Origin of the sequence: Micromonospora chalcea (assembly GCF_002926165.1) — a bacterium.
Taxonomy (GTDB): Bacteria; Actinomycetota; Actinomycetes; order Mycobacteriales; family Micromonosporaceae; genus Micromonospora; species Micromonospora chalcea.
On the sequence record NZ_MAGP01000149.1, the window covers coordinates 14,819 to 37,812 of the forward strand.

22 protein-coding genes are annotated in these 22,994 nt (G+C 71.7%); 13 read left to right on the forward strand and 9 right to left on the reverse strand.

Translation table 11 applies throughout. The annotated features are described in order from the left end of the window. Positions 1–53: 53 nt before the first annotated feature. On the forward strand, positions 54–1,088 hold the full coding sequence (locus tag BAW75_RS25545) for a GNAT family N-acetyltransferase (RefSeq protein ID WP_104115156.1): 1,035 nt from the start codon (positions 54–56) through the stop codon (positions 1,086–1,088). A gap of 12 nt (positions 1,089–1,100) precedes the next feature. On the opposite strand, the gene BAW75_RS25550 is transcribed toward BAW75_RS25545, so the two are convergent. From BAW75_RS25550 to mshB, 3 genes are all read right to left on the reverse strand, one after another. After that, complete coding sequence (locus BAW75_RS25550) at positions 1,101–1,565, reverse strand: hypothetical protein (RefSeq protein ID WP_104115157.1); 465 nt, start codon at positions 1,563–1,565, stop codon at positions 1,101–1,103. Between the two features lie 85 nt (positions 1,566–1,650). After that, complete coding sequence (locus tag BAW75_RS25555; RefSeq protein WP_104115158.1) at positions 1,651–2,145, reverse strand: hypothetical protein; 495 nt, start codon at positions 2,143–2,145, stop codon at positions 1,651–1,653. Beyond that, complete coding sequence (gene mshB, locus BAW75_RS25560) at positions 2,142–3,065, reverse strand: N-acetyl-1-D-myo-inositol-2-amino-2-deoxy-alpha-D-glucopyranoside deacetylase (protein WP_176722736.1); 924 nt, start codon at positions 3,063–3,065, stop codon at positions 2,142–2,144. Before mshB ends, BAW75_RS25555 begins: the two co-directional genes overlap by 4 nt. 85 nt (positions 3,066–3,150) lie before the next feature. On the opposite strand from mshB, the gene BAW75_RS25565 reads away from it, so the two are divergent. Next, positions 3,151–5,295, forward strand: a complete 2,145-nt coding sequence (locus BAW75_RS25565; RefSeq protein ID WP_104115159.1) for a prolyl oligopeptidase family serine peptidase — start codon at positions 3,151–3,153, stop codon at positions 5,293–5,295. An 84-nt stretch (positions 5,296–5,379) separates the two neighbouring features. Here BAW75_RS25565 and BAW75_RS25570 read toward each other — a convergent pair whose 3' ends face one another. The 5 genes from BAW75_RS25570 to BAW75_RS25590 form a co-directional block, all read right to left on the reverse strand. Beyond that, positions 5,380–7,125 (reverse strand): ABC transporter substrate-binding protein, encoded by a 1,746-nt coding sequence (locus BAW75_RS25570; protein ID WP_043328427.1) that lies wholly within the window; start codon positions 7,123–7,125, stop codon positions 5,380–5,382. Positions 7,126–7,232: 107 nt separating this feature from the next. Next, positions 7,233–8,219, reverse strand: coding sequence for an ABC transporter permease (locus BAW75_RS25575; protein WP_043328426.1), 987 nt, complete (start codon positions 8,217–8,219; stop codon positions 7,233–7,235). A gap of 13 nt (positions 8,220–8,232) precedes the next feature. Further along, positions 8,233–9,237, reverse strand: coding sequence for an ABC transporter permease (locus BAW75_RS25580; protein ID WP_064447917.1), 1,005 nt, complete (start codon positions 9,235–9,237; stop codon positions 8,233–8,235). Then, positions 9,234–10,256, reverse strand: a complete 1,023-nt coding sequence (locus tag BAW75_RS25585; RefSeq protein WP_104115160.1) for an ABC transporter ATP-binding protein — start codon at positions 10,254–10,256, stop codon at positions 9,234–9,236. Before BAW75_RS25585 ends, BAW75_RS25580 begins: the two co-directional genes overlap by 4 nt. After that, positions 10,253–11,356, reverse strand: coding sequence for an ABC transporter ATP-binding protein (locus BAW75_RS25590; protein WP_104115161.1), 1,104 nt, complete (start codon positions 11,354–11,356; stop codon positions 10,253–10,255). Before BAW75_RS25590 ends, BAW75_RS25585 begins: the two co-directional genes overlap by 4 nt. A 240-nt stretch (positions 11,357–11,596) precedes the next feature. On the opposite strand from BAW75_RS25590, the gene BAW75_RS25595 reads away from it, so the two are divergent. The 6 genes from BAW75_RS25595 to BAW75_RS25620 all read left to right on the forward strand — a co-directional run bounded on the left by BAW75_RS25595 (position 11,597) and on the right by BAW75_RS25620 (position 19,217). Beyond that, complete coding sequence (locus tag BAW75_RS25595) at positions 11,597–12,145, forward strand: Uma2 family endonuclease (RefSeq protein ID WP_043330945.1); 549 nt, start codon at positions 11,597–11,599, stop codon at positions 12,143–12,145. Positions 12,146–12,213: 68 nt separating this feature from the next. Then, positions 12,214–13,650: a TldD/PmbA family protein gene (locus BAW75_RS25600; RefSeq protein WP_043328418.1), complete on the forward strand. Its 1,437-nt coding sequence runs from the start codon at positions 12,214–12,216 to the stop codon at positions 13,648–13,650. Between the two features lie 76 nt (positions 13,651–13,726). Beyond that, positions 13,727–15,136, forward strand: a complete 1,410-nt coding sequence (locus BAW75_RS25605; protein ID WP_104115162.1) for a TldD/PmbA family protein — start codon at positions 13,727–13,729, stop codon at positions 15,134–15,136. A gap of 227 nt (positions 15,137–15,363) precedes the next feature. Continuing rightward, entirely contained in the window at positions 15,364–16,185 is an 822-nt protein-coding gene (locus BAW75_RS25610) for a hypothetical protein (protein ID WP_104115163.1), read from the forward strand. Positions 16,186–16,195: 10 nt separating this feature from the next. Continuing rightward, positions 16,196–18,118 carry a fumarate reductase/succinate dehydrogenase flavoprotein subunit gene (locus BAW75_RS25615; RefSeq protein WP_104115164.1) on the forward strand — a complete coding sequence of 641 codons (1,923 nt, stop codon included), beginning with the start codon at positions 16,196–16,198 and terminating at the stop codon, positions 18,116–18,118. After that, complete coding sequence (locus BAW75_RS25620) at positions 18,108–19,217, forward strand: succinate dehydrogenase/fumarate reductase iron-sulfur subunit (protein WP_104115165.1); 1,110 nt, start codon at positions 18,108–18,110, stop codon at positions 19,215–19,217. Before BAW75_RS25615 ends, BAW75_RS25620 begins: the two co-directional genes overlap by 11 nt. A gap of 80 nt (positions 19,218–19,297) precedes the next feature. Here the strand turns inward: BAW75_RS25620 and BAW75_RS25625 are convergent, their stop codons facing one another. Further along, positions 19,298–19,741: a (deoxy)nucleoside triphosphate pyrophosphohydrolase gene (locus tag BAW75_RS25625; RefSeq protein WP_208635308.1), complete on the reverse strand. Its 444-nt coding sequence runs from the start codon at positions 19,739–19,741 to the stop codon at positions 19,298–19,300. Positions 19,742–19,925: 184 nt separating this feature from the next. Here BAW75_RS25625 and BAW75_RS25630 point away from each other — a divergent pair, with 184 nt between their 5' ends. From BAW75_RS25630 to BAW75_RS25650, 5 genes are all read left to right on the forward strand, one after another. Further along, positions 19,926–20,234: a 4a-hydroxytetrahydrobiopterin dehydratase gene (locus tag BAW75_RS25630; protein WP_018784696.1), complete on the forward strand. Its 309-nt coding sequence runs from the start codon at positions 19,926–19,928 to the stop codon at positions 20,232–20,234. A gap of 31 nt (positions 20,235–20,265) precedes the next feature. Further along, positions 20,266–20,628 carry a PH domain-containing protein gene (locus tag BAW75_RS25635; protein WP_018784695.1) on the forward strand — a complete coding sequence of 121 codons (363 nt, stop codon included), beginning with the start codon at positions 20,266–20,268 and terminating at the stop codon, positions 20,626–20,628. A 23-nt stretch (positions 20,629–20,651) separates the two neighbouring features. Then, on the forward strand, positions 20,652–21,365 hold the full coding sequence (locus BAW75_RS25640; protein ID WP_104115167.1) for a SanA/YdcF family protein: 714 nt from the start codon (positions 20,652–20,654) through the stop codon (positions 21,363–21,365). 206 nt (positions 21,366–21,571) lie between these two features. Beyond that, positions 21,572–22,303, forward strand: a complete 732-nt coding sequence (locus tag BAW75_RS25645; protein ID WP_104115168.1) for a class I SAM-dependent methyltransferase — start codon at positions 21,572–21,574, stop codon at positions 22,301–22,303. 84 nt (positions 22,304–22,387) lie between these two features. Continuing rightward, positions 22,388–22,882, forward strand: a complete 495-nt coding sequence (locus BAW75_RS25650; protein WP_104115169.1) for a GNAT family N-acetyltransferase — start codon at positions 22,388–22,390, stop codon at positions 22,880–22,882. The last annotated feature ends 112 nt before the right edge of the window (positions 22,883–22,994 follow it).

Here is a 22,994-nt window from a genome sequence, read left to right on the forward strand (position 1 = left end):
GCGATCACCCGCAACGGTAAGAGCCTAGTATCTCGCCGGGGAGGGGGTCGATCGTGCTCCGACAGCAGGACGTGGGACACCGGATCGTGGTCCGCCGGATTGTGGGGATTCGTGAGGGCCGCACGCTGTTCTCCGACGCGCTCGGCGAACTCGTCGAGCTGAGCGAGACCCACATCACCCTCGCCACCGACGCCGGCCCGCTGCGCGTACCGGTCGCCGAGGTGCACCGGGCCAAGCGGGTGCCGCCGGCCCGCCGCCCCACCGCCGCCGCCGTGGTCGCGCTGGAGCTGGCCGCCGACGAGGCGTGGCCCGCACCGGTACGCGGACGGCTCGGCGACTGGCGGCTGCGCTGGGCCGACGGCTGGACCGGTCGGGCCAACAGCGCGCTGCCGGTCGGCGACCCGGACCGGCCCCTGCCCGCCGCGCTGGACGCGGTGCAGCGCTGGTACGCCGAGCGGGGCGGCACCGCGCTGGTGAACACCCCGCTGCCGCTGGCCGCCCCGGTCGGCGCCGAACTGGACGCGCGCGGCTGGACGGCCCGGCCCCCGGTGCTGGTGCAGACCGTGCCGCTGCGCGCCCTGGCCGCGCCGCCGGACGCCGGGCTCGCCGACACGCCGCCGGATGCCGACACGCCGACCGCCGGCCCGGACGGCCCGCCGCCGCTCGCCGGTCCGGACGGCACGCCGCCGGTGACGCTGGCCGGCGCGCCCGCCGACGACTGGCTGGCGATCGCCGCCGGTCGCAAGGGAGGCCTGCCGGACGCCGCGCGGCACGTGCTCACGGCCGTCGACCGGGTCCGCTTCGCGGAGCTGCGGATCGACGGCCGGCTGCTCGCGGTCGGCCGGGGCACGGTGACCGGCGAAGGCCGCTGGCTCGGCGTCAGCCTGCTCGAAGTGCTGCCCGAGGCGCGTCGGCGCGGATTCGCCGTCGCGGTCGTCCGCGCCCTGGCCCGCTGGGGCGCGGACGAGGGCGCCACGCGGGCGTTCCTCCAGGTGGAGCAGAGCAACACCGGCGCGGTCGAGCTCTACCGCCGGCTCGGGTTCACCACCCACCACACCTACCTGACCCGGGTCGCCCCGGCCGCCTGAACGGCCGGAGGGTCAGCGCCGGACGACCCGGCGCGGCCGGGACCGCTTCATCTCGGCGTACCGCTTGAGCTGCCGGGACCGGTAGTCCCGGCCGAGCGCGGTGAGGATCAGGTAGCCGACCAGCACACCGGCGGCGGTGGCGGCGAGATAGAGCCAGATCTGGGCGAAGAAGAGACCGGCGCCACCGCCGAACGGGTTCTCCCCGACCACCAGCGGACCGACGAACACGGTGAGCGCCAGCGCCACCCCCACCGCGGCGGCCAGGTCACCGGCCAGGCGGCCGAGCGGACGGTCGGCCCCCCACCGGAACGCGACGCCCGCCAGGATCAGCCCGATCACCAGGAACATCACCAGCGACACCCGGTCGGACGCGGCGTCGTCGTCCGGGAACGCGAATCTGGTGACCAGCCGGGCCACCACGTTCACCGCGAACAACGCGGCCGCCAGCACTCCGACCGCACGCCACCGCTGACCCATCGCACGCCTCCCGCCGTACCGCCCGCTCCCTCGGCGGGCCTCTGGCAGGAATGTCTACCACCGTCGCCTGTGTGGCGTCAGCACCTCACCGGACAGGGGGCGGCGTCACCAGGTGCCGGAAACCGACCACCGCGAACGTGACCGCGGTGGCGACGATCAGCGCCAGCCCGAGCACGTTGTCGCCGACCAGCGCGAGATCACCCTCGACGGTCCGGACACCGCCCGCCACGATCACCACGAACCACGGCAGCGCGGCCAGCACGACCGCCCAGCGGCCCCCCGTCGACCGGTGCCCGAACGAGCCCAGCAGCACCGTCGCCGCCACCACCACCGGCACGCCGACGACCACCGCGCCCACCCCGACCAGCGCCTGCGCCGCGCCGGAACGGCCCTGCACCAGCTCCCAGGCCCAGGTCGAGAAGATCAGTTCGAGCAGCGCGAGCAGCACGCCGCCCCAGACCGTCAGCACGCCGCCGGTCACCCGCAGCGCGCGGTCGAGCGTCCGCTCCGCCCGGCTCGGCGGCGCGGCCTCCGGTGGCGGCTCGGCAACTGTCGACACGGGTACGGCCGGCAGCGTCACCGGACACCGGCCGCCGCGACGGGGGACCGATCCGCGGCGTCCGGGGCGATCCCGGCGAAGAGGTCGTCCTCCCAGCCGTACGGGCCATGGCCGGGCCCCTTCTCGCCCACCGCGAGCGTGAAGTACTCGACGCCCATGAACTCGCCGCCGAAGTTGCCGGCGATCGAGTAGAGCCACGAGTTGGCCGGGATCTGGGTGGCGTGGGCCCGCATCGCCGCCTCCTTGGCGGCGTGCTGCTCGGTGCCGTCGATCCGGGCGGCGATCTCCGCGTCCGGCGTGCCGAACGGCAGCTCGTCGGCGCTCTCGATGCCGGCGAACGGGTTGTCCGAGGACTCGGTGAACGTCTCCAGCCCGGCGTCGAGCACGCTGCGCGGCATGGCCGTCCAGTAGACCTTCGCCGGGGCGATCCCCTCGGCCGCGGCCAGCTCCACGCCGCGCATCGCCACCCGGTGCGCCTGGATGTGGTCCGGGTGGCCGTAGAAGCCGTTCGGGTCGTACGTGACGAGCACCTGGGGACGGACCTCGCGGATGACCTCCAGCAGGTGCCCGGCGGCGACGTCCAGGTCGGCCTGCCAGAACGCCCGCGGGTGCTCGTTGGTGGCCATGCCCATCATGCCCGAGTCGCGGTAGCGGCCCGCGCCGCCGAGGAACCGGTGGTCGGTGACGCCGAGCGCGGCGCAGGCGTCGGCCAGCTCGCCGATCCGGTAGCCGCCGAGCTGGTCCGCCTCGGCCGCGCAGAGCTGGGCCAGCGCCGGGACGTGGATCTCGCCCTCCTCGCCCAGCGTGCAGGTGACGAGCGTGACGTGGGCGCCGGTGGCGGCGTAGTGCGCCATCGTCGCGCCGGTGCCGATCGACTCGTCGTCGGGATGAGCGTGGACCAGCAGAAGGCGTCGGTCGGGCAGCGTCGTCACGCCCGTCACTCTAACCGGCGGTCCTGCCCGCTCGACGGTGATGCGTCCGCTCAGGTCGGCCACATCACCTCCGGCGCGCGCCTACGCTGCAGGCGTGGACTTTCCCGAGCTGGCCGCCCGTACCCGTCGGTTCAGCCACGGGGCGCCGCGCGCCGTCACCGTCTCCGGCGACGGCTCCCGGGTCGTCTTCCTGCGCTCCGCGGGACCGGAGGACCCGGCCGACGCGCTCTGGCTGCTCGACATCGACAGCGGCGAGGAACGCCTGGTCGCCGACCCGGCGGTGCTGCTGGGCGCGGACGCCGATCCGGCCCGCCTGTCCCCGGGTGAGCGGGCGCTGCGCGAGCGGCTGCGGCTCAGCTCCGGCGGCATCGGCTCGTACGCCCTGGACGCGGCCGGCCGGGTGGCCGCGTTCGCGCTGGCCGGGCGGCTGTTCCGGGCCGACCTGGTGCACGGCGACGTGGTCGAGGTGGCCACCGGCGGGCCGGTGATCGACCCCCGGCCCGACCCGACCGGCGAGCGGCTGGCCTACGTCACCGACGCCGCCGAGGGCGTACGCCGGGGCCAGCTGCGGGTGGTGGAGCCGGACGGTACCGACAACCTGCTCGCCGGTGAGGACAGCGGCGTGACCTGGGGGCTGGCCGAGCACATCGCCGCCGAGGAGTTCGACCGCTACCGCGGCTACTGGTGGGCGCCGGACGGGCGCAGCGTGCTGGCCGCCCGGGTCGACGAGTCCCGGCTGGAACGCTGGTACCTGCACGACCCGGCCGACCCGGCGAGCCCGCCGACGTCGCTGGCGTACCCCGTCGCGGGTGGCCCGAACGCGGAGGTCAGCCTGCACCTGCTCGACCTCGACGGCGGCTGGGTCGACGTGCACTGGGACCGGGAGACCTACCCCTACCTGAGCTCGGCGGACTGGTCCGACGGCGGGCCGCTGATCACGGTGCTGCGCCGCTCGCAGCAGCACGGCCTGGTGCTGGCGGTGGACCCGCGCACCGGGGAGACGCAGGTGCACGCCGAGCTGGCCGACCCGCGCTGGGTGGAACCGATCCCCGGCACCCCCGCCCACCTGCCCGACGGGCGGGTGCTGGTCGGCGGCGAACTGGCCCACGACGGGTACGACGCACGCTGCCTGTTCGCCGACGGCACGCTGCTCACCCCGCCCTCGCTGTACGTGCGGCGGGTGGTCGGGCGGCTGCCGAACGGCGCGGGCACGACCGCGGACCTGCTGGTCGAGGCGAGTGAGGGTGAGCCGAGCCAGCGCCACCTCTACCGGGTGCGGACCACCATCGGCGGCGGCATGGACGCCCGCCGGATGGGCAGCGACCCCGGCTGGCACACCGCCTCGATCGGCGGCTCCACGCTGGCGGTGGGCATCGCGTCGCTGGAGCACCCCGGCGTGCGCTGGCGCGTCTGGCACGGCGACCGCGAGGTGGGTGAGCTGCGCTCGCTGGCCGCCACCTGCTCGTACGCGCCGCGGCCGACGATGGTCCGGGTCACCGACCGGCGGCTGCCAAGCGCGGTGCTCTACCCGGCCGAGCACGTCAAGGGCACCCGGCTGCCGGTGCTGCTGGACATCTACGGCGGCCCAGGCCACCAGGAGGTGGTGGCGGCCCGCAGCGTCTGGCTGGAGCGGCAGTGGTGGGCCGAGCAGGGCTTCGCGGTGGTCACCATCGACAACCGGGGCACCCCCGGCATCGCACCTTCGTTCGAGAAGGCGATCCACCGCCGGGTCGCCGACGTGATCCTCACCGACCAGGTGGACGCGCTCACCGCGCTCGCCGACAAGCACCCCGACCTGGACCTGGAACGGGTGGCGGTGCGCGGCTGGTCGTTCGGCGGCTGGCTGGCCGGGCTCGCGGTGCTGCGCCACCCGGAGTTGTTCAAGTGCGCGATCGTCGGCGCGCCGGTCACCGACTGGGCGCTGTACGACACCGCGTACAGCGAGCGCTACCTCGGCATGCCCGACGACGGCATGGACGTCTACGCCCACCACTCGCTGGTCGAGCTGGCCGCCGAGCCGCTCGGCGACCCGGCGCAGGCCCGGCCGATGCTGCTGGTGCACGGCCTGGCCGACGACAACGTGCTGGCCGCGCACACGCTGCGGCTGTCCGCGGCGCTGCTGGCGACGGGCCGGCCGCACGCGGTGCTGCCGCTGACCGGCGCGAGTCACCTGGCCGCGGGCGGGGTGTCCGAGCGCCTGCTCCGGCTGGAGCTGGACTTCCTCCGCCGCTACTTGTAAGGAAGGGCCCCCTGTTAACGCCTGCGGTAGAGGAAGGGCCCCTTCTTAACGCCAGGCGTTAAGAAGGGGCCCTTCCTTGCAGAGCTACTGCTTGACGTACGCGTTGACGAAGCTGGGCCAGCCGAAGATGCTGCCGATGAAGATGCCGCCGGCCTTCTCGCCGTGCGCCACGGAGACCACCTCGTTGTAGAGCGGCACCGCCGGCGCGGACTCCTTCATCAGCTTCTCGTCCAGCTTGCTCCACTCCTCGGCCTGCTTGGCCGGGTCGAGGGCCAGCACCCGGTCGAACTCGGCGTTGATCGCCTCGTTGTTGAGCTGGGACGTGTTGCTGTTGCCCTCGGCCTTGAGGCTGCGGCCGTCGAAGAGCACCGGCAGGATCGAGGCGCCGCTGGGCCAGTCGGCCGCCCACGAGTCGACCCACAGGTCCCACGGGTTGCTCTTCTTCTTCACGAAGTCGAGGTAGCCGTCCTCGGGGATCGGCTTGACGGTGACCGTGAAGCCGGCCTTCTCCAGCGCGTTCTTGACCTGGGTGGCGGTCTCCTGCGAGGCGGTGTCGTCCGAGGTGCCGAGCACCAGGTTCACCGACTTGCCGCCCAGCGTCTCCTTCGCCTTCGCCGGGTCGCCGCTCTCACCGGCCGGGTACGCGTCGAACTTCTTGTACCCGAGCGTGGTCGGGGGCAGCAGCGTGGTCAGCGGCACCGCGCCGTACGGGCCGCCGAGGTTCTTGGTGATGCTGCTGCGGTCGATCGCGTAGTTGATCGCCTGCCGCACGGACAGGTCGGTGACCCGGGTGGTGTTGATGCTCAGCCGGTAGGCGTTGGGCGTCGCCGCGACGATCATCCGCGCCTTGAGCGCCGGGTCGCCGGTCACCTTCGCGATCAGCTCGGGCGGCACGCCGCCGGTGGCGACCGCCGCCGCGTCGTTGCCGGTGCCGGCGAGGACGCGGTTGGTCTGGGTGGTGTTGTCCGAGCCGAGCGACCAGACGAACTTGTCCGGGTACGCGTGCCGCACCGGGTCGGTGGCCGGATCCCAGTTCGTGTTGCGCTCCAGCACCATCTCCACGCCGGGCTGGATCTTGGTGAACCGGTACGGCCCGGACGAGAACGGCATGTTGTCCAGGTTGACGCCGGTGTCCTTGTCCGGCGGCAGCGGCGCGGTGGCCGGCAGCGACACCGCGAACGGCAGGTCGCAGCGGGGCTTGTTGAACTCGAAGCGCAGCGTGCGCGGGTCCGGCGTGGTCAGGCCGGGCGGCAGCGAGGTCTTGTTCTTCTTGAAGTCCCACTTGGTGTCGTACTGCGGGCTGTCGGCCAGCCACTCCTGCAGGTAGGTGGGGCCGCCGGTCAGGTCCGGGTCGAACGAGCGGGCGATGCCGTACGCGATCTCCTTGGAGGTGATCGGGCGGCCGTCCTCGAACTTGACGCCCTCCTTGATCGTGAACTCCCAGACCTTGCAGTCGTTGTTCACGTTCTTGCCGGGCGTCTCGGCGAGGTCGCCGACCAGCGTGACGTTGCCCTTGCCGTCGTCCTTGAAGGTGGTGAGGAACCGGGCGTAGAGCTGGCTGCCCATCAGGCCGGCGAACGAGTAGACCCGCTGCGGGTCCAGGTGGGAGATCTTGCTCTCGCGCAGGATGTAGAAGGTTCCGCCCTTGGCCGCGCCGGGCACCTCGGCCGCCGGGCCGAGCGAGTCCTTCGGGTCGGTCGCGATGGCGCCGCTGCGGGGCTTGTTCGTGTCCGCGGTGTCGCCGTTGTCGCCGGTGTTCTTGCTGCACGCACTGAGGGCGACCACCAGTGCCATCGCACCGCCCACGGCGGTGGCGAGTCTTGCTCGCATACTCAACTCCTCGGGTCCGATGAAGGAAAGCTTCGCCTAGCTTTCACTCGCGGTAAATTTCGAGCAGATAACGGGGGCACAACGATCGACCACCGGCGACGCCCGGATCAGCCCAGACGCACCCGTGGATCGATGAACGCGTACAGCAGGTCGACCACGATGTTCGCCACCACCACGAACAGCGCCGACACCAGGACGGTGGCCATGATGGTCGGCAGGTCGCCCTGGCGTACCGCCTCCACCGCCGTACGCCCCAGCCCCTGGATGCCGAACGTCGTCTCGGTGATGACGGTGCCGCCCAGTGCCGCGCCCACGTCGAGCCCGGCGATCGTCACGATCGGCGTGATCGCGGCGCGCAGCGCGTGCCGTCCGTACACATTGCGTTTCGCCACGCCCTTGGCCCGCGCGGTCCGCACGAAGTCCTCGGAGAGCGTCTCCAGCATCTGCGCCCGGGACAGCCGCGCGTAGATCGCGGAGAAGAGCAGCGCGAGCGTCACCCACGCCAGCACCAGGCCGCGCGCCCATTCGATCGGGTTCTCCAGGAACGGCACGTAGCGGGGTGTCGGCAGGATCTTCAGCGAGTACACGAAGACCAGCAGCAGCACGGCGCCGACGAAGTAGAGCTGCAGCGAGGCGAACGTCAGCGTCAACCCGATCGAGATGCGGTCGAGCAGCGACCCCCGCCGCAGCGCGGAGATCATCCCGAGCCCCACGCCGAGCGCCAGCCAGAGCACCGCCGCCGGGAGCACGATGTTCAGCGTCACCGGCAGCACCCGGGCGAACGTGTCGGTCACCGCCTCGCTGTTGACGTACGAGTAGCCGAGGCAGGGCGCCTCGCACTTGCCGCCCTGCGCGCTGCCCAGGTCACGGCCGACGAAGATGCCCTTCATGTAGTTGACGTACTGCGTCGGCTTCGGGTCGTTGAGCCCCAGCTCCGTGCGTACCCGCTCCAGCCGCTCGGCGTTGCAGTTCTTCGGGCACATGCCGGTCACCGGGTCGCGGGGCAGCGCGAAGAACATGAGGAAACTGACGATGCTCACCGCGAGCAGCACCGAGACCGCGAGCAGCAGCCGCTTCAGCAGAAACCGCACCATGTCGTCAAACCCCCTACCGTGACGACTTCGGGTCGAGCGCGTCGCGCAGCGCGTCGCCGAAGAGGTTGAACGCCAGCACGAGCGCGAAGATGGTGATGCCGGGGAAGAAGACGTACGCCGGGTCGGTCTGCAGGTAGTCGATGCTGCGGTAGATCATCCGGCCGAAGCTCGGCACCGACTCGGGCAGCCCGACGCCGAGGAAGGACAGCGCCGCTTCGCCCGTGACGTACGACGGCACGGCGAGCGAGAACGCCACCAGGATCGGGGCCCAGATGTTCGGCAGCAACTGCCGGAACAGCATGTGCCCGAGCCCGGCGCCGCTGGCCCGCGCCGCCTCCACGAACTCCCGTTCGCGCAGCGACACCACCTGGCCCCGGACGAGCCGGGCCGTGCCGGTCCAGCCGAACGCGGCGAAGACCACGATCAGCGTGGTCACCGCGAACCACGTCGGCACCGCGTCCCGGGGGCCGTAGAAGCGCAGCGAGAACGTCGGCACCACGGCCAGCGCGAAGATGAGGAACGGCAACGCCAGCGCGACGTCGGTGATCCAGCTGATCACCGAGTCGACCACGCCGCCCAGGAAGCCGGCGACGATCCCGAGCACCACGCCGATGGTCGTGGTGACCAGCGCGGCGCCGAGCGCGATCAGCAGCGACGTCCGGATGCCGTAGATCATCCGGATGAAGATGTCCCGGCCCAGGCCCGGTTCCAGCCCGAACCAGTGGTCACCGCTGACGCCGCCCACGTAGCCCAGCGGCATGCCGGTGGCGTCCAACAGGTCACCGAACTGCTGGTTCGGCGACACGCCGTACAGCCGCTGGATCAGCGGCGCGGCCACCGCCGCCAGGATGAACAGGGCCAGCACGACACCGCTGACCATTGCGGTACGGTCGCGCCGCAGCCGGGCCCAGACGAGCTGGCCCGGTGAGCGGCCGACCAGCCGCTTCTTCTCGTCCGGCTCCTGATCGGAGGACTCGATCTCGGCGAGCGCCGCGCCCTCGACCGGCGACAGGCTCATTTCGACACCTCCACGGGTTCGCCGGTCGGCATGCCGACCGGTCCGCTCTCCGGGTAGTGGCAGGCGGTGAGTTGCCCGCCGTCGTCCCGGGTGGTCAGCGCCGGTTCTTCGGTGGCGCAGTGGTCGGTGGCTTTCCAGCAGCGGGTACGGAAGCGGCAGCCCGATGGCGGGTTGAGTGGGGTGGGGACGTCGCCGGTGAGGCGGATCCGGCCGGCGGGCCCGAGGGTGGTGACGTCGGGGATGGCGGAGAGCAGGGCTCGGGTGTAGGGGTGCTGCGGCCGGGTGTAGATGGTGTCGCGGTCGCCGATTTCGACGATTGTGCCGAGGTACATGACGGCGACGCGGTGGCAGAAGTGGCGGATGACGGCGAGGTCGTGGGCGATGAACACGAACGCCAGGTCCAGGTCGCGTTGCAGGTCGCGCAGCAGGTTGATGACCTGCGCCTGGATCGACACGTCCAGCGCCGAGACGGGTTCGTCGGCGACGATGAGCTTGGGTTTCAACGCGAGGGCGCGGGCGATGCCGATGCGCTGGCGTTGGCCGCCGGAGAACTCGTGCGGGTACCTGTTGTAGTGCTCCGGATTCAGCCCGACCAGTTCCAGCAACTCCTGGACCCGTTTCTTCACACCGCCGGGTGGGGTGATCCGGTTGACCTGCAACGGCATGGCCACGATCCGCCCGACGGTGTGGCGGGGGTTCAGTGAGGCGTACGGGTCCTGGAAGATGATCTGCAGGTCCTGCCGCAGCCCGCGCAGCTCACGGCGTCCGCCGTGGGTGATGTCCCGCCCGGCGAACGTGATGCTGCCGGAGGTGGGTTCCAGCAGGCGGACCAGCATCCGACCGGTCGTGGTCTTCCCGCACCCCGACTCCCCGACCAGGCCGAGCGTCTCGCCCGGTCGCACGTCGAAGTCCAGCCCGTCGACAGCACGCACCGCACCCCGCGCGCGCAATCCCTGCCGCACCGGGAAGTGCTTGGTCAGTCCTCGCACCGACAGCAGCGGTTCGGTTTCGGCGCTCATCGGGCCACCCCCACCTGTGCGACCTCGTCGCGGTAGATCCGCTCCCGGTCCGCCGCCGACAGGTGACAGGCCACCAGATGACCCGCCTGCCCGGCCTCGCGTAGTTCGGGCACCTCGATGCGGGACCGGTCGCCATTGACGTCGGCCCACCGGCAGCGGGGGTGGAACGCGCACCCCGACGGCAGGTTGATCAAGCTGGGTGGGTTGCCGGGAATGGGCACCAGGTCCGCGTCCGCGTCACCGTGCAACGACGGCACGCTCGACAACAACCCCCACGTGTACGGATGCTGCGGCGCCCGCAACACCCGCTCCACGCTGCCGTGCTCCACCGCCCGGCCCGCGTACATGACCAGCACGTCGTCGGCGACCTGCGACACCACACCCAGGTCGTGGGTGATCAGGATGATCGCCGACCGGAACTCCTCCTGCAGATCCGCCAGCAGGTCCAGGATCTGCGCCTGCACCGTCACGTCCAATGCCGTCGTCGGCTCATCGGCGATCAGCAGATCCGGGTCGTTCACCAGCGCCATCGCGATCATCGCCCGCTGCCGCATCCCACCCGAGAACTCGTGCGGGTACTGATCGAACCGCTTCGCCGGCTGCGGAATCCCCACCCGGCCCAGCATGTCCACCGCCCGGCTGCGGGCCTCCCGCCGCCCGGCCCTCGGGTGGTGCACCCGGTACGCCTCCGCGATCTGCCGCCCCACCGAGTAGTACGGATGCAACGCCGACAACGGATCCTGAAAGATCATCGCCATGTCCCGGCCCCGCAACCGGCGGATCTCCTCCTCACGCAGGCCGACGAGCTGACGCCCACCGACGGAGATCTCCCCGGAGATGGTCGTCCGCTTCGCGTTGTGCAGACCGAGAATCGCCAGCGACGTCACGCTCTTACCGGACCCGGACTCGCCCACGATTCCCAGCGTGCGACCCCGCTCGACGGCGAACGACACGCCGTCCACCGCCCGGACCACGCCGTCCTCGGTGTCGAACCGCACCCGCAGTTCCCGGACCTGGAGATAGGGCCCGTCGCCGGAGCGCTGCTCCGGCACCTCCGGGCGGTCCGGCTCCCCGGACGGCACCGCCTCCGACCTGCCCATTGACCGCCTCCCCTTCGGTGATGAAGAGAACCTACAGGAAAACCCAGGAGGCGAAAATAAGCTACATCGAGCGGTCTGTCAGCGGCCTGAGCGTAACGACTGGGTTTCCGTCTCGCATGCCCGCCACCTGGGACATCCACGCCCGCGACTGGCCGTCGCGGCCTCGTCGCCGCACCCGGAGTGCGACGATGGTCCCGGCGACGAAGGGATGATTCCCGTCGGCACGAGGTGGAGGCGACGATGACCGCGGCGGTGTTCGGCCACGACGGCCCGTGGACCGAAGAGGAGTACCTCGCCCTCGGCGAGACGCGGCAACGCGTCGAACTCTTCGACGGGAGCCTGCACGTGACACCGGCACCGACTCCGCGGCACCAACGAATCCAGCGGAACCTCGGCAACCTGCTGGAGGCCGCGGCCCGGCACGTCGGCCTGGAACTGCTGGAGACGGTGAACGTCCGGCTCCGGCCAGGCCGCATACCGATTCCCGACCTGGTCGTCACCGAGCCGATCGACTTCGACCAGCCGATGATCGAGGCGCGGGACGTTCGGCTCGTGTGCGAGGTCATCTCACCTGGTAACGCGGCAACCGACAAGGTGCTCAAGATGCACTACTACGCCGCCGCGGGCATCGAGTGGTACCTGCTGGTGGAGCAGGAGACCGGCACGCTGCACCTGCACCGGCGGCAGGGTCGGCACTACCGGGAGGTGTCGGTGACAAAGCCCGGTTCCCTGCTGGAGCTGACCGAGCCCGTCCGCGCCACGATCCGGCCGGAGGATCTCGTCCCCTGACGGATGTCGGTGGGCTCGCCTAGGGTCGGGCGCATGAGCGAGCGTCGAGCGACCCATCAGGACAGCGCATGAGCGAGTTCGACGCGGCGACCGCCGCCGTCCAGGCCGCCCTCGACGCGGGCGCCCGGTACGCCGACGCCCGGGTCATGCACCGCCGCTACGAGTCGATGTCTGCGCGCAACGGCGACATCGAGGAGCTGAGCCAGGACGAGAGCATCGGGCTGGGCGTACGCGCGCTCGTCGGTTCGGGGTGGGGCTTCCACGCCGTACCCGATCTGTCCGACGCGGCGGCCCGCGACGCCGGCCGGCGCGCCGCGGCGATCGCCACCGCGAGCGCGCGGGTTCCCGGCCCGCCGATCGACCTGGTGCCTTCCGAGGCGGCGGTGGCGAGCTGGGCCTCGGAGTGCGCCGTCGACCCGCTCGGGGTGCCGCTGTCGGACAAGGGCGACCTGCTGGTCCGCGCCACCGCGACGATGCGCGAGCACGGCGCCGACCTGGCCGAGGGGCTCTACCAGATCTGGGACACCACGAAATGGTTCGTCTCCAGCGAGGGCCACCGGATCGACCAGCACATCCGGGAGTGCGGCGGCGGCATCTCGGCCACGTCGATCGGCGACGGCGAGACGCAGCGCCGGTCCTACCCGAGCTACCGCGGGCAGTACGGCACGACCGGCTGGGAGCTGGTCACCTCGCTGGACCTGGCCGCGCACGCCGCCCGGATCGCCGAGGAGTCCCGCGAGCTGCTGACCGCGCCGCTCTGCCCGGCCGGCGAGACCGATCTGATCCTCGGCGGCGAGCAGCTCGCGCTGCAGATCCACGAGTCGGTCGGGCACGCCATCGAGCTGGACCGCATCCTCGGCTGGGAGGCGGCGTTCGCCGGCACGTCCTGGCTCGACCTGGCCCGCCTCGGCTCGCTGCGCTACGGCTCCGAGCTGATGAACGTGACCATCGACCCGACCATCCCCGGGGCGCTGGGCAGCTTCGGCTACGACGACGAGGGCTCCCCCGCCGTGGCCCGGGACGCGGTCCGCGAGGGGCGGTGGGTCGGGGTGCTCGCCGGCCGGGACTCGGCCGCCGTCGCCGGTCTGGACTACGGCGGCAGCGTACGGGCCGACGGCTGGGCCCGGCTGCCGATGGTGCGGATGACGAACGTGGGCCTGGAACCCGGCCCGCACACGCTGGACGAGATCATCGCGGCCACCGACGACGGGGTGCTGATGGACATCAACAGGTCCTGGTCGATCGACGACAAGCGGCTCAACTTCCAGTTCGGCTGCGAGGTCGGCTGGGAGGTCAAGAACGGCCGCCGGGGGCGGATGCTGCGCAACCCGACGTACACCGGCATCGGGCCGGTCTTCTGGCGCTCGATGGACATGCTCTCCTCGGAGACGGTCGCCTGGGGCACGCCCAACTGCGGGAAGGGGCAGCCCGGCCAGGTCGGGCACACCGGCCATCCGGCCGCGCCGGCCCGGTTCCGCGGCGTCCGGGTGGGGGTGCGGGCATGAGCGAGCGCAGCGAGCGAATCAGCAGGCTCAGGGCGACAGTGCCTCATGCCGGCACGGAGCGAAGCGGAGTGCCGGCATGAGCGCCGAACTGGGGATCGCCGCGGGGGTGGTGGACCTGGTCCGACGTACCGCCGGGGCGGATGCCGAGGCCGAGGTACTGGTGACCCGCACCGACCTGGCCCTGACCCGGTTCGCCAACTCCTTCATCCATCAGAACGTGTCCGAGACCGGTGTCTCCGTACACCTGCGGTTGCACGTGGACGGGCGGACCGCGACCGGCAGCGGCAACCGGGTGGACGCCGACGGGCTGGCCGCCCTGGTCGAGCGGACCCGGGCCGCGGCCCGGCTCGCGCCGCCCGACCCGGCCTGGCCGGGACTGACCGCACCGACGCCCGTGCCGTCCGGCCCGGCCGCCGACGAGGCCACCGCGTTCGCCTCGCCCGGCGAGCGGGCCGAGCGGGTACGCGCGTTCGTGGACGCGGTCGACGGGCTGGAGGCGGCCGGCTACTGCCGCACCGCGTACCGGTCGGGGGCGTTCGCCAACTCGGCCGGGCACACGGCGGCCGGCAGCGCGGCCGAGGCGGCCATGGACGGCATCGCCCGGGCCGGCGGCGCGGACGGGGTGGCGCGGCTCTGCGCCGACCGGCTCGCCGACCTCGACGGCGCGGCGCTCGGCGCGCACGCGGCGGCGAAGGCACGGGCCGCGGCCGACCCGGTCGAGCTGCCGCCCGGGCACTACGAGGTGGTGCTCGAACCGGCCGCCGTCGCCGACCTGCTGCAGAACCTCGCCTGGTTCGGCTTCAACGGCAAGCGGTACGCCGAACGGCAGTCCTTCGCCGAGCCGGGCACCGCCCAGTTCGACCCGGCGGTGACCCTGGTGGACGATCCGCTGCACGCCGGCACGCTGCCGTTCGACCTGGAGGGCACGCCCCGGCGGGCGTTGCCGCTGGTCGAGAGCGGCACCACCGGCGCGGTGGCGTACGACAGGCGCGGCGCCGCGGAGGCCGGCACCGGGTCCACCGGCCACGGTATGCCGGGGAGCGCGACCTTCGGGCCGATCCCGCACAACATCCGCCTGCTGGCGGACCCGGGCGTCGCCGATGCGGACGCGACAGTCGCGGCCGGGCCGGTGAGCGCGGGCGTCACCGGAGCGGTGGGTGACCCGGACACCGCCGCGCTGGTGGCCGGGATGCGGCGTGGGCTGCTGGTGAGCGACTTCTGGTACACGCGGGTGCTGGACCCGAAGCAGCTGGTGGTCACCGGGTTGACCCGCAACGGCGTCTGGCTGGTCGAGGACGGCGTGCCGACCCGGGCCGTGCGCGACTTCCGGTTCACCGAGTCGTACCCGCGGGCGCTGGGGCCGGGGCGGGTGCTGGGCCTGGGCCGGGCGCCGGTCCGGCAGCCGGGCCGGGTCGACGGGTCCTGGTACGAGGCGCCGGCGCTGCGACTGTCCTCCTGGCACTTCACCGGCGGCGCGTCCGGGTGATCCGGCGTGCCGCCGGGCGCACCGCGGCGCCGGTCGGCGCACCGTTCGACCGACCCGCCACATTGATCATGAACTGACTCTTTCCAAGCTGCGGGACACACGGGACACTGCGTTGCGCGGCCGGGCCGTGAAGATCGGCGTAACGTGTGTCACTTAGCCGCACCGGTTCGCCGGTGTGGCCTCGTGCGTGCGCAGGACGTGACAGTGACGTCAGGGAGATGACTCGAATGACAACTACGTCGGCCAAGACGCCGAGATCGCAGCCGCGGGGAGGGCGGGCGCGCGCCGCCATCGCGGCGAAGACGTTGCGGACCGACCGCTGGTGGTTCGCTCCGCTGATCACCGTGGTCGGGCTCAGCGCCTGGGTCATCTACGCGACGGTCCGGGTCTTCATGCACAAGTGGTACTGGGTGGAGCAGTACCACTACCTGACGCCGTTCTACTCCCCCTGTGTCACCGACCGCTGTGTCGAGGGCTCCTCGCACTTCGGCCAGTTCCTGCCCGGCTGGTGGATCATCCCGGACGCGGCGCTCACCCTGCCGTTCCTGCTGCTGTTCCGGTTGACCTGCTACTACTACCGCAAGGCCTACTACCGGTCGTTCTGGCTGTCGCCCCCGGCCTGCGCGGTGCCGGACGGGCACCAGTCGTACAGCGGTGAGACGCGGTTCCCGCTGCTCGGGCAGAACCTGCACCGCTACTTCTTCTACGCCGCCGCGATCATCTCGCTGATCAACACCTGGGACGCGATCCTGGCCTTCCACTCCCCCGAGGGCTTCGGCTTCGGCCTGGGCAACATCATCCTGCTCGGCAACGTGGTGATGCTGTGGGCGTACACGATCTCCTGCCACTCCTGCCGGCACATCATCGGCGGGCGGCTCAAGCACTTCTCCAAGCACCCGATGCGCTACAAGGCGTGGACCGGGGTGTCCTGGTTGAACGTCCGGCACATGCAGCTCGCCTGGATCACCCTGGGCACCCTGGCGCTCACCGACTTCTACGTGATGGCGGTCGCCGCCGGCTGGATCAACGACCTGCGGTTCATCAACTGAGAGCCTGGACATGACTGAGACGCGAATCGAACGACACCACTACGACGTCGTCGTGATCGGGGCCGGCGGCGCCGGCCTGCGCGCGGCGATCGAGGCCCGGTTGGCCGGCAAGAAGACCGCGATCATCTCGAAGTCGCTGTTCGGCAAGGCGCACACGGTGATGGCCGAGGGCGGCGCCGCCGCCGCGATGGGCAACGTGAACTCGCGGGACAACTGGCAGGTGCACTTCCGGGACACCATGCGCGGCGGCAAGTTCCTCAACAACTTCCGGATGGCCGAGCTGCACGCCAAGGAAGCGCCGCAGCGGATCTGGGAGCTGGAGACGTACGGCGCGCTGTTCGACCGCACCAAGGACGGGAAGATCTCGCAGCGCAACTTCGGCGGCCACGAGTACCCGCGCCTGGCGCACGTCGGCGACCGGACCGGCCTGGAGCTGATCCGTACGCTCCAGCAGAAGATCGTCTCGCTCCAGCAGGAGGACAAGCAGGAGTTCGGCAGCTACGACGCGCGGATCCGGGTCTTCTCCGAGACCACGATCACCGAGTTGCTGCTCGACGGCGACCGCGTCGCCGGCGCGTTCGGCTACTACCGCGAGTCCGGCGAGTTCATCCTCTTCGAGGCGCCCGCCGTGGTGCTCGCCACCGGCGGCGTCGGACGGTCCTACAAGGTCACCTCGAACTCCTGGGAGTACACCGGGGACGGCCACGCGCTGGCGCTGCGCGCCGGGGCGACGCTGATCAACATGGAGTTCCTCCAGTTCCACCCGACCGGCATGGTCTGGCCGCCCTCGGTGAAGGGCATCCTGGTCACCGAGTCGGTGCGCGGCGACGGCGGGGTGCTGAAGAACTCCGAGGGCAAGCGGTTCATGTTCGACTACGTCCCGGACGTGTTCCGCAAGCAGTACGCGGAGACCGAGGAGGAGGCGGACCGCTGGTACACCGACCCGGACAACAACCGGCGTCCGCCGGAGCTGCTGCCCCGTGACGAGGTCGCCCGCGCGATCAACAGCGAGGTCAAGGAGGGCCGGGGTACGCCGGCCGGCGGCGTCTACCTGGACATCGCCTCCCGCAAGTCGGCCGAGGAGATCCGCCGCCGCCTCCCGTCGATGTACCACCAGTTCAAGGAGCTGGCCGACGTCGACATCACCAAGGAGCCGATGGAGGTCGGCCCGACCTGTCACTACGTGATGGGCGGCGTCGAGGTCGACCCGGACTCCGGCGCGGCGTACGGCACGGTGCGCGGGCTCTACGCCGCCGGTGAGGTGTCCGGCGGCATGCACGGCTCCAACCGGCTCGGCGGCAACTCGCTGTCCGACCTGCTGGTCTTCGGCAAGCGCGCGGGCGGGCACGCGGCCACGTACACCGATCAGCTCACCAGCCGCCCGGCGGTGTCGGTGGCGGCGGTGGAGGCCGCCGTGGAGACGGCGCTGGCGCCGTTGCAGCGCGACACCGGCGAGAGCCCGTACCAGCTCCAGCAGGACCTCCAGGCGGTGATGGGCGACCTGGTCGGCATCATCCGGCGCGAGGGCGAGCTCGCGGACGCCATGCGCCGGCTGGCCGAGCTGCGGGAGCGGGTGGCGAAGGTGAGCGCGGTCGGCGACCGGCGCTACAACCCGGGCTGGCACCTGGCGCTGGACCTGCGCAACATGCTCGTGGTCTCGGAGTGCACCGCGATGGCGGCGCTGGAGCGGCAGGAGTCGCGCGGCGGGCACACCCGGGAGGACTACCCGGCGATGGACCCGAAGTGGCGGCGGGTCAACCTGGTCTGCTCGCTGGACGGGGACACGGTCCGGCTGACCCACAAGCCGCTGCCGAAGATGCGGCCGGAGCTGATCGGGCTGTTCGACCGGGCCGAGCTGGCCAAGTACCTGACCGACGAGGAACTCGCCGAGTTCGACGCCCTCACCGAGGAGGCGAACACTGATGGGAAGTAAGCGCCAGTTCCGCATCTGGCGGGGCGACGAGACCGGCGGCGACCTGAAGGACTACACGGTCGAGGTGAACGAGGGCGAGGTGGTCCTCGACGTGATCCACCGGCTGCAGGCCACCGAAGCGCCGGACCTGGCGTGCCGGTGGAACTGCAAGGCCGGCAAGTGCGGCTCCTGCTCCATGGAGATCAACGGCAAGCCGCGGCTGGGCTGCATGACCCGGATGTCGACGTTCGAGGAGTCCGAGACCGTCACGGTCACCCCGCTGCGCACGTTCCCGGTGATCCGGGACCTGGTCACCGACGTCTCGTTCAACTACGAGAAGGCCCGGGAGACCCCGGCGTTCGCGCCGCCGGCCGACGTGGCGCCCGGCGACTACCGGATGCAGCAGGTCGACGTGGAGCGCTCGCAGGAGTTCCGCAAGTGCATCGAGTGCTTCCTGTGCCAGAACGTCTGCCACGTGATCCGGGACCACGAGGAGAACAAGCCGGCGTTCTCCGGCCCCCGGTTCTTCATCCGGGCGGCCGAGCTGGACATGCACCCGCTGGACGCGCGTACCGACCGCCGGGAGTACGCGCAGTCCGACATGGGACTCGGCTTCTGCAACATCACCAAGTGCTGCACCGAGGTCTGCCCCGAGCACATCAAGATCACCGACAACGGGATCATCCCCATGAAGGAACGGGTCGTCGACCGCAGGTACGATCCCCTTGTGTGGCTCGGTAACAAGATCTTCCGGAGGGGTCAGGTGCCTCAGACCAGCGCGACCAGCGGGCATTCCAGCGGTGCCGTCACGTCCGGAGGGGCGCACGGCGGGGCGCACGCGCACTCCGGCGGAACGCACTCGCACGGCGGGGTGCACTCGCACGCGGGCGGCTCGCACGACAGCGCCGCCGAGCGTCAGGCCCAGCAGGGCGTCAACTGGCACCGCGAGGTGCCGCACCCGACCGCCCCGGCGGTGGACGCCAACGGCAAGCTGCCGCTGACCGAACTGACGTTCAACCGGGCCGCCGCGCCGTCGCCGTCCGGCGACGACGTGACGTTCCCGCTGCCCCCGGAGCACCTCAACTTCGCCCACCCGCAGCAGGACGAGCCGAAGCACTGAACGACAGCACGACGACGGGGGCCAGCGGCACACGCCGCCGGCCCCCGTCCCGTTTCGGCCCGCCTGTCCGGTCCGGAGCCTCAGTCGGACGCGGCGAGCAGCGGACGCAACGCGGCCACGATCGGCACGTCGGCCGGAAGCCAGTCGACGCTGTCCAGCTCGGCGGCGGAGAGCCAGCGCAGCTCCGCGTGCTCCAGGGCCTTCGGCTGGTCGCCGTGCAGCAGGCGGGCGGCGTAGACGCGCAGCACGGACCGGCCGTGCGCCATCCGTACGTCACGGCCGACGCGGCGGCCGACAGCCACCCGTACGCCCAGCTCCTCGGCGCACTCGCGGGCCAGCGCGTCGGTCTCGGCCTCACCCGGCTCGACCTTCCCGCCGGGGAACTCCCACCGGCCCGCCACCTCGGGGGGCGCGGAGCGCTCGCACGCCAGCACCCGGCCGCCCTCGATGATCGCGGCCCCGACGACCACCCTCGGCTCCCGCCGGTCGGCGTGTCCGCCCCCGCTAATCCGTTCGGTCCGCACGGGCCACCAGCGTGCCAGATCAATCGGCGGTTTGGGTAGCTGCGTCGGCCGTCAGGTCAGCAGAACACGGAAGTGTGGGCGTGGACACACCATCTGAGTGGCGAGAGACTAGAGAGCGTCGACTGGGACACGGGATGGCGACGATTTGGCCACAAGCCGGCAACGACGCCTGGGAGGTGCGGTGATGCGCGTGCTGTTCAGCGGCCGTGCGAAGCACGACTACCTCAGCGACGCACTCGCCCTGCTGTCGGGATGGACGCGCGAGGGCGAACAGATCCGCCGCACGATCGTCCTCGACGACACCCAGCACGCCGCGCTCACCGAACGGGTGGCGGTGGTCGCCGACGCGCTGCGGCTGCGGCCGGAGATCAGCCGCCGGGCCGATCGTACCCAGATCCGGCTGGGCCACGGCGACGGCGAGCCACTCACCGAGGGTGAGGTGCTGCTCGCGGCGCGCATCGAGGACGCGGTCCGCGCGGTCACCGAGCCCTGAGCGCTGGCGCGCCCCGCCTACCCTCAGATGCATGTCTGGCCCCACGTACGACCGCAAGGAACAGTTCCAGCAGATCCAGAGCGGGCTGCTGCCCGGTGAGCAGATCATCGCCGTCTACGACGCGGTGGGCACCGGCACCGGCTTCATCGGCCTGACCGACCGGCGGGTGATCATCCAGGACCGCTCCTTCGTCGGCAAGCGGTACGCCATCACCAGCATCCCGTACTCGAAGATCACCAGCGTGAGCGTGGTGAGCAACAAGTCCTGGGGCGGTTCGTTCTTCTCCACCGGGTCGATCGCCGTGCACGTCGGCACGCACACCTACGAGGTCGAGTTCCGGGGCGCGGAGAAGAGCCACCACGTGCACAACGTGATCCTGCACCACATCTCCTGACCCGCACTGGCACAATCGCCGCCATGCGAGGGCTGACGGCGCGCTGGCGGGCCTGGCGGGGCGACCACCGCCGGGCCGTACGCCTGGTCCGCCGGCTCCTGGTGCTCGCCACGGCCGCCGTGGTGCTGCTGGGCGCCGCCACGATCGCCAGCGTGACCTGGGTCCGCGGCGCCGCCGAGGGTCGCCTGTTCGGCGCCGCGGACGTGCCCGAGACGCCGGTCGCGCTGGTGCTGGGCACCAAGGTGGACCCGGACGGCACCCCGGAGCCGTTCCTCGCCGGCCGGCTGGAGATCGCCCGCCAGTTGTACGCCGCCGGCAAGGTCAAGGTGCTCCTGCTCTCCGGCGACCACATGGACTGGGACTACGACGAGCCGGACGCGATGCGGCGCTGGCTCGTCGAGCGGGGCGTCCCGGCGGAGAAGACGGTGCTGGACCATGCCGGCTTCGACACGTACGACTCGTGCGTGCGCGCGCACCGCGTCTTCGGGGTCCGGCGGGCCACTGTGGTCACCCAGTCGTTCCACCTGCCGCGCGCGGTGGCGCTCTGCCGGGACGCCGGCATCGAGACCGTCGGCGTCGGCGACGACACCGTCCGCCGGTACGCCGGCCAGTGGCGGATCAGCTCCACCCGGGAGCACGCCGCCTGCGTCAAGGCCGCCGTGGACGTGCTCAGCGGGCGCGACCCGGTGCACCTCGGCCGCCGGGAGACCGCTGTGGACGACGCGCTGCGGGCGTAATCCGGTTGTCGCCCCGGTCGGCTGCTGGTCTGCTGGACCCCTCGAAGCCGACCGGAGGGAGCACCGCCATGCCACACGCTGCGAAGCCCAACCGACCCGTCGTCACCCTTGCCGAAACGAGGCTTCGTGTTTCCGTACCCCATTCCGGCGGAGGTCGCTGACCTCGCGCCGCGTCCTGTCCCTTCCGCCCGGCGGGAGGGCGTGTGATGTCCGTCTTCGACGATCCCGGCTTGTTCGGCCGGCTCTGGGCCGACACCTACGACGGCCCCGGCAATCCCGACCCGGCCCCGGCCGTCGACTTCCTCGCACCGCTGGCCGAGGGCGGCCCGGTGCTCGAACTGGCGGTCGGCACCGGCCGGGTGGCCCTGCCGCTGGCCGCCCGCGGTCTGACCGTGGAGGGCGTCGAGGCGTCCCCGGAGATGGTCGCGCACCTGCGCGCCAAGCCGGGCGGCGCGGACCTGCCCGTGACCATCGGCGACATGGCGGACGTCCCGGTCGCCGGGCCGTACCGTCTGGTCTTCCTGGTGTTCAACACGCTGTTCAACCTGGTCTCCGAGGAACGCCAGGCGGCGTGCTTCCGCAACGTCGCCCGGGTGCTCGCGCCCGGCGGGGCGTTCGTCATCGAGACGTTCGTGCCCGACCCGGCGGACTTCGACCGGGACGAGCAGGTCCAGGTGCGGGAGGTAACCGAGGACTCGGCCACCATCCGCGTGCACCGGTACGACCGCGCGGCGCAGACGTTCGTGCGGCAGACCGTCACGTTCGACGCCTCCGGCGTGCACCTGAAGCCGTTCGCCATGCGCTACGCCTGGCCGGAGCAGGTCGACGAGCTGGCGGAGCGGGCCGGGCTGCGGCTCACCGAGCGGTACGCCGACTGGGACCGGTCGCCGTTCGATGCGGACAGCCGCTCGCACATCTCCGTCTACCGGCGGCGGTAGCGCTCACGTCGAGGGGCCGGGCGCCGTCCCGGCCCCTCGACGCGCGACTACGCTGACGACCGCCGGTCCGGACAGGGGGAACCGATGACTGTCACCGTCGTCGCGATGGACGACTCGCACGCCGACGCCGTGCTGGAGATCTACCGTCTGGGCATCGCCGAGGGCAACGCCACGTTCGAGACCGAGCCGCCGGACTGGACGAGGTTCACCGCCACCCGGCTGCCCGGCCACCGCTGGGTGGCGCTCGACGAGGCAGGCGACGTGCTCGGCTGGGTGGCCTGCTCCGCTGTCTCCGACCGCTGCGTCTACGCCGGTGTGGTCGAGCACTCCGTCTACGTGCACCCGCGGGGGCGCGGGCGCGGGGTCGGCCGGGCGCTGCTGGAGGCGCTGATCGCCTCGACCGAGGCGGCCGGGATCTGGACCATCCAGTCCGGTGTGTTCCCGGAGAACACGGCGAGTCTCGCGCTGCACGCGACGTGCGGCTTCCGCGTCGTCGGCACCCGCGAGCGGGTGGGCCGCCACTACGGCACCTGGCGCGACGTGACCCTGATCGAACGCCGCAGCCCCGCAGTCATCTGACGCTCCCCCGCCCCGGCACGGGCCCGCCCCGGCCCGCCCGGTGATCAAGAAGCTTGTGTCCGGTCGGCGCGGTCCGGGAGACGTCAACCCCTTGATCACCCGGTGAGGTCGC

Excerpts from the sequence above, each read along its gene's own strand:
- BAW75_RS25550 (WP_104115157.1), bottom strand. The coding sequence starts at position 1,565 with ATGGGTCAGCGGTGGCGTGCGGTCGGAGTGCTGGCGGCCGCGTTGTTC.
- BAW75_RS25570 (WP_043328427.1), bottom strand. The coding sequence starts at position 7,125 with ATGCGAGCAAGACTCGCCACCGCCGTGGGCGGTGCGATGGCACTGGTG.
- BAW75_RS25575 (WP_043328426.1), bottom strand. The coding sequence starts at position 8,219 with ATGGTGCGGTTTCTGCTGAAGCGGCTGCTGCTCGCGGTCTCGGTGCTG.
- BAW75_RS25580 (WP_064447917.1), bottom strand. The coding sequence starts at position 9,237 with ATGAGCCTGTCGCCGGTCGAGGGCGCGGCGCTCGCCGAGATCGAGTCC.
- BAW75_RS25585 (WP_104115160.1), bottom strand. The coding sequence starts at position 10,256 with ATGAGCGCCGAAACCGAACCGCTGCTGTCGGTGCGAGGACTGACCAAG.
- BAW75_RS25590 (WP_104115161.1), bottom strand. The coding sequence starts at position 11,356 with ATGGGCAGGTCGGAGGCGGTGCCGTCCGGGGAGCCGGACCGCCCGGAG.
- BAW75_RS25595 (WP_043330945.1), top strand. The coding sequence starts at position 11,597 with ATGACCGCGGCGGTGTTCGGCCACGACGGCCCGTGGACCGAAGAGGAG.
- BAW75_RS25600 (WP_043328418.1), top strand. The coding sequence starts at position 12,214 with ATGAGCGAGTTCGACGCGGCGACCGCCGCCGTCCAGGCCGCCCTCGAC.
- BAW75_RS25605 (WP_104115162.1), top strand. The coding sequence starts at position 13,727 with ATGAGCGCCGAACTGGGGATCGCCGCGGGGGTGGTGGACCTGGTCCGA.
- BAW75_RS25610 (WP_104115163.1), top strand. The coding sequence starts at position 15,364 with ATGACAACTACGTCGGCCAAGACGCCGAGATCGCAGCCGCGGGGAGGG.
- BAW75_RS25615 (WP_104115164.1), top strand. The coding sequence starts at position 16,196 with ATGACTGAGACGCGAATCGAACGACACCACTACGACGTCGTCGTGATC.
- BAW75_RS25620 (WP_104115165.1), top strand. The coding sequence starts at position 18,108 with ATGGGAAGTAAGCGCCAGTTCCGCATCTGGCGGGGCGACGAGACCGGC.
- BAW75_RS25630 (WP_018784696.1), top strand. The coding sequence starts at position 19,926 with ATGCGCGTGCTGTTCAGCGGCCGTGCGAAGCACGACTACCTCAGCGAC.
- BAW75_RS25635 (WP_018784695.1), top strand. The coding sequence starts at position 20,266 with ATGTCTGGCCCCACGTACGACCGCAAGGAACAGTTCCAGCAGATCCAG.
- BAW75_RS25640 (WP_104115167.1), top strand. The coding sequence starts at position 20,652 with ATGCGAGGGCTGACGGCGCGCTGGCGGGCCTGGCGGGGCGACCACCGC.
- BAW75_RS25645 (WP_104115168.1), top strand. The coding sequence starts at position 21,572 with ATGTCCGTCTTCGACGATCCCGGCTTGTTCGGCCGGCTCTGGGCCGAC.
- BAW75_RS25650 (WP_104115169.1), top strand. The coding sequence starts at position 22,388 with ATGACTGTCACCGTCGTCGCGATGGACGACTCGCACGCCGACGCCGTG.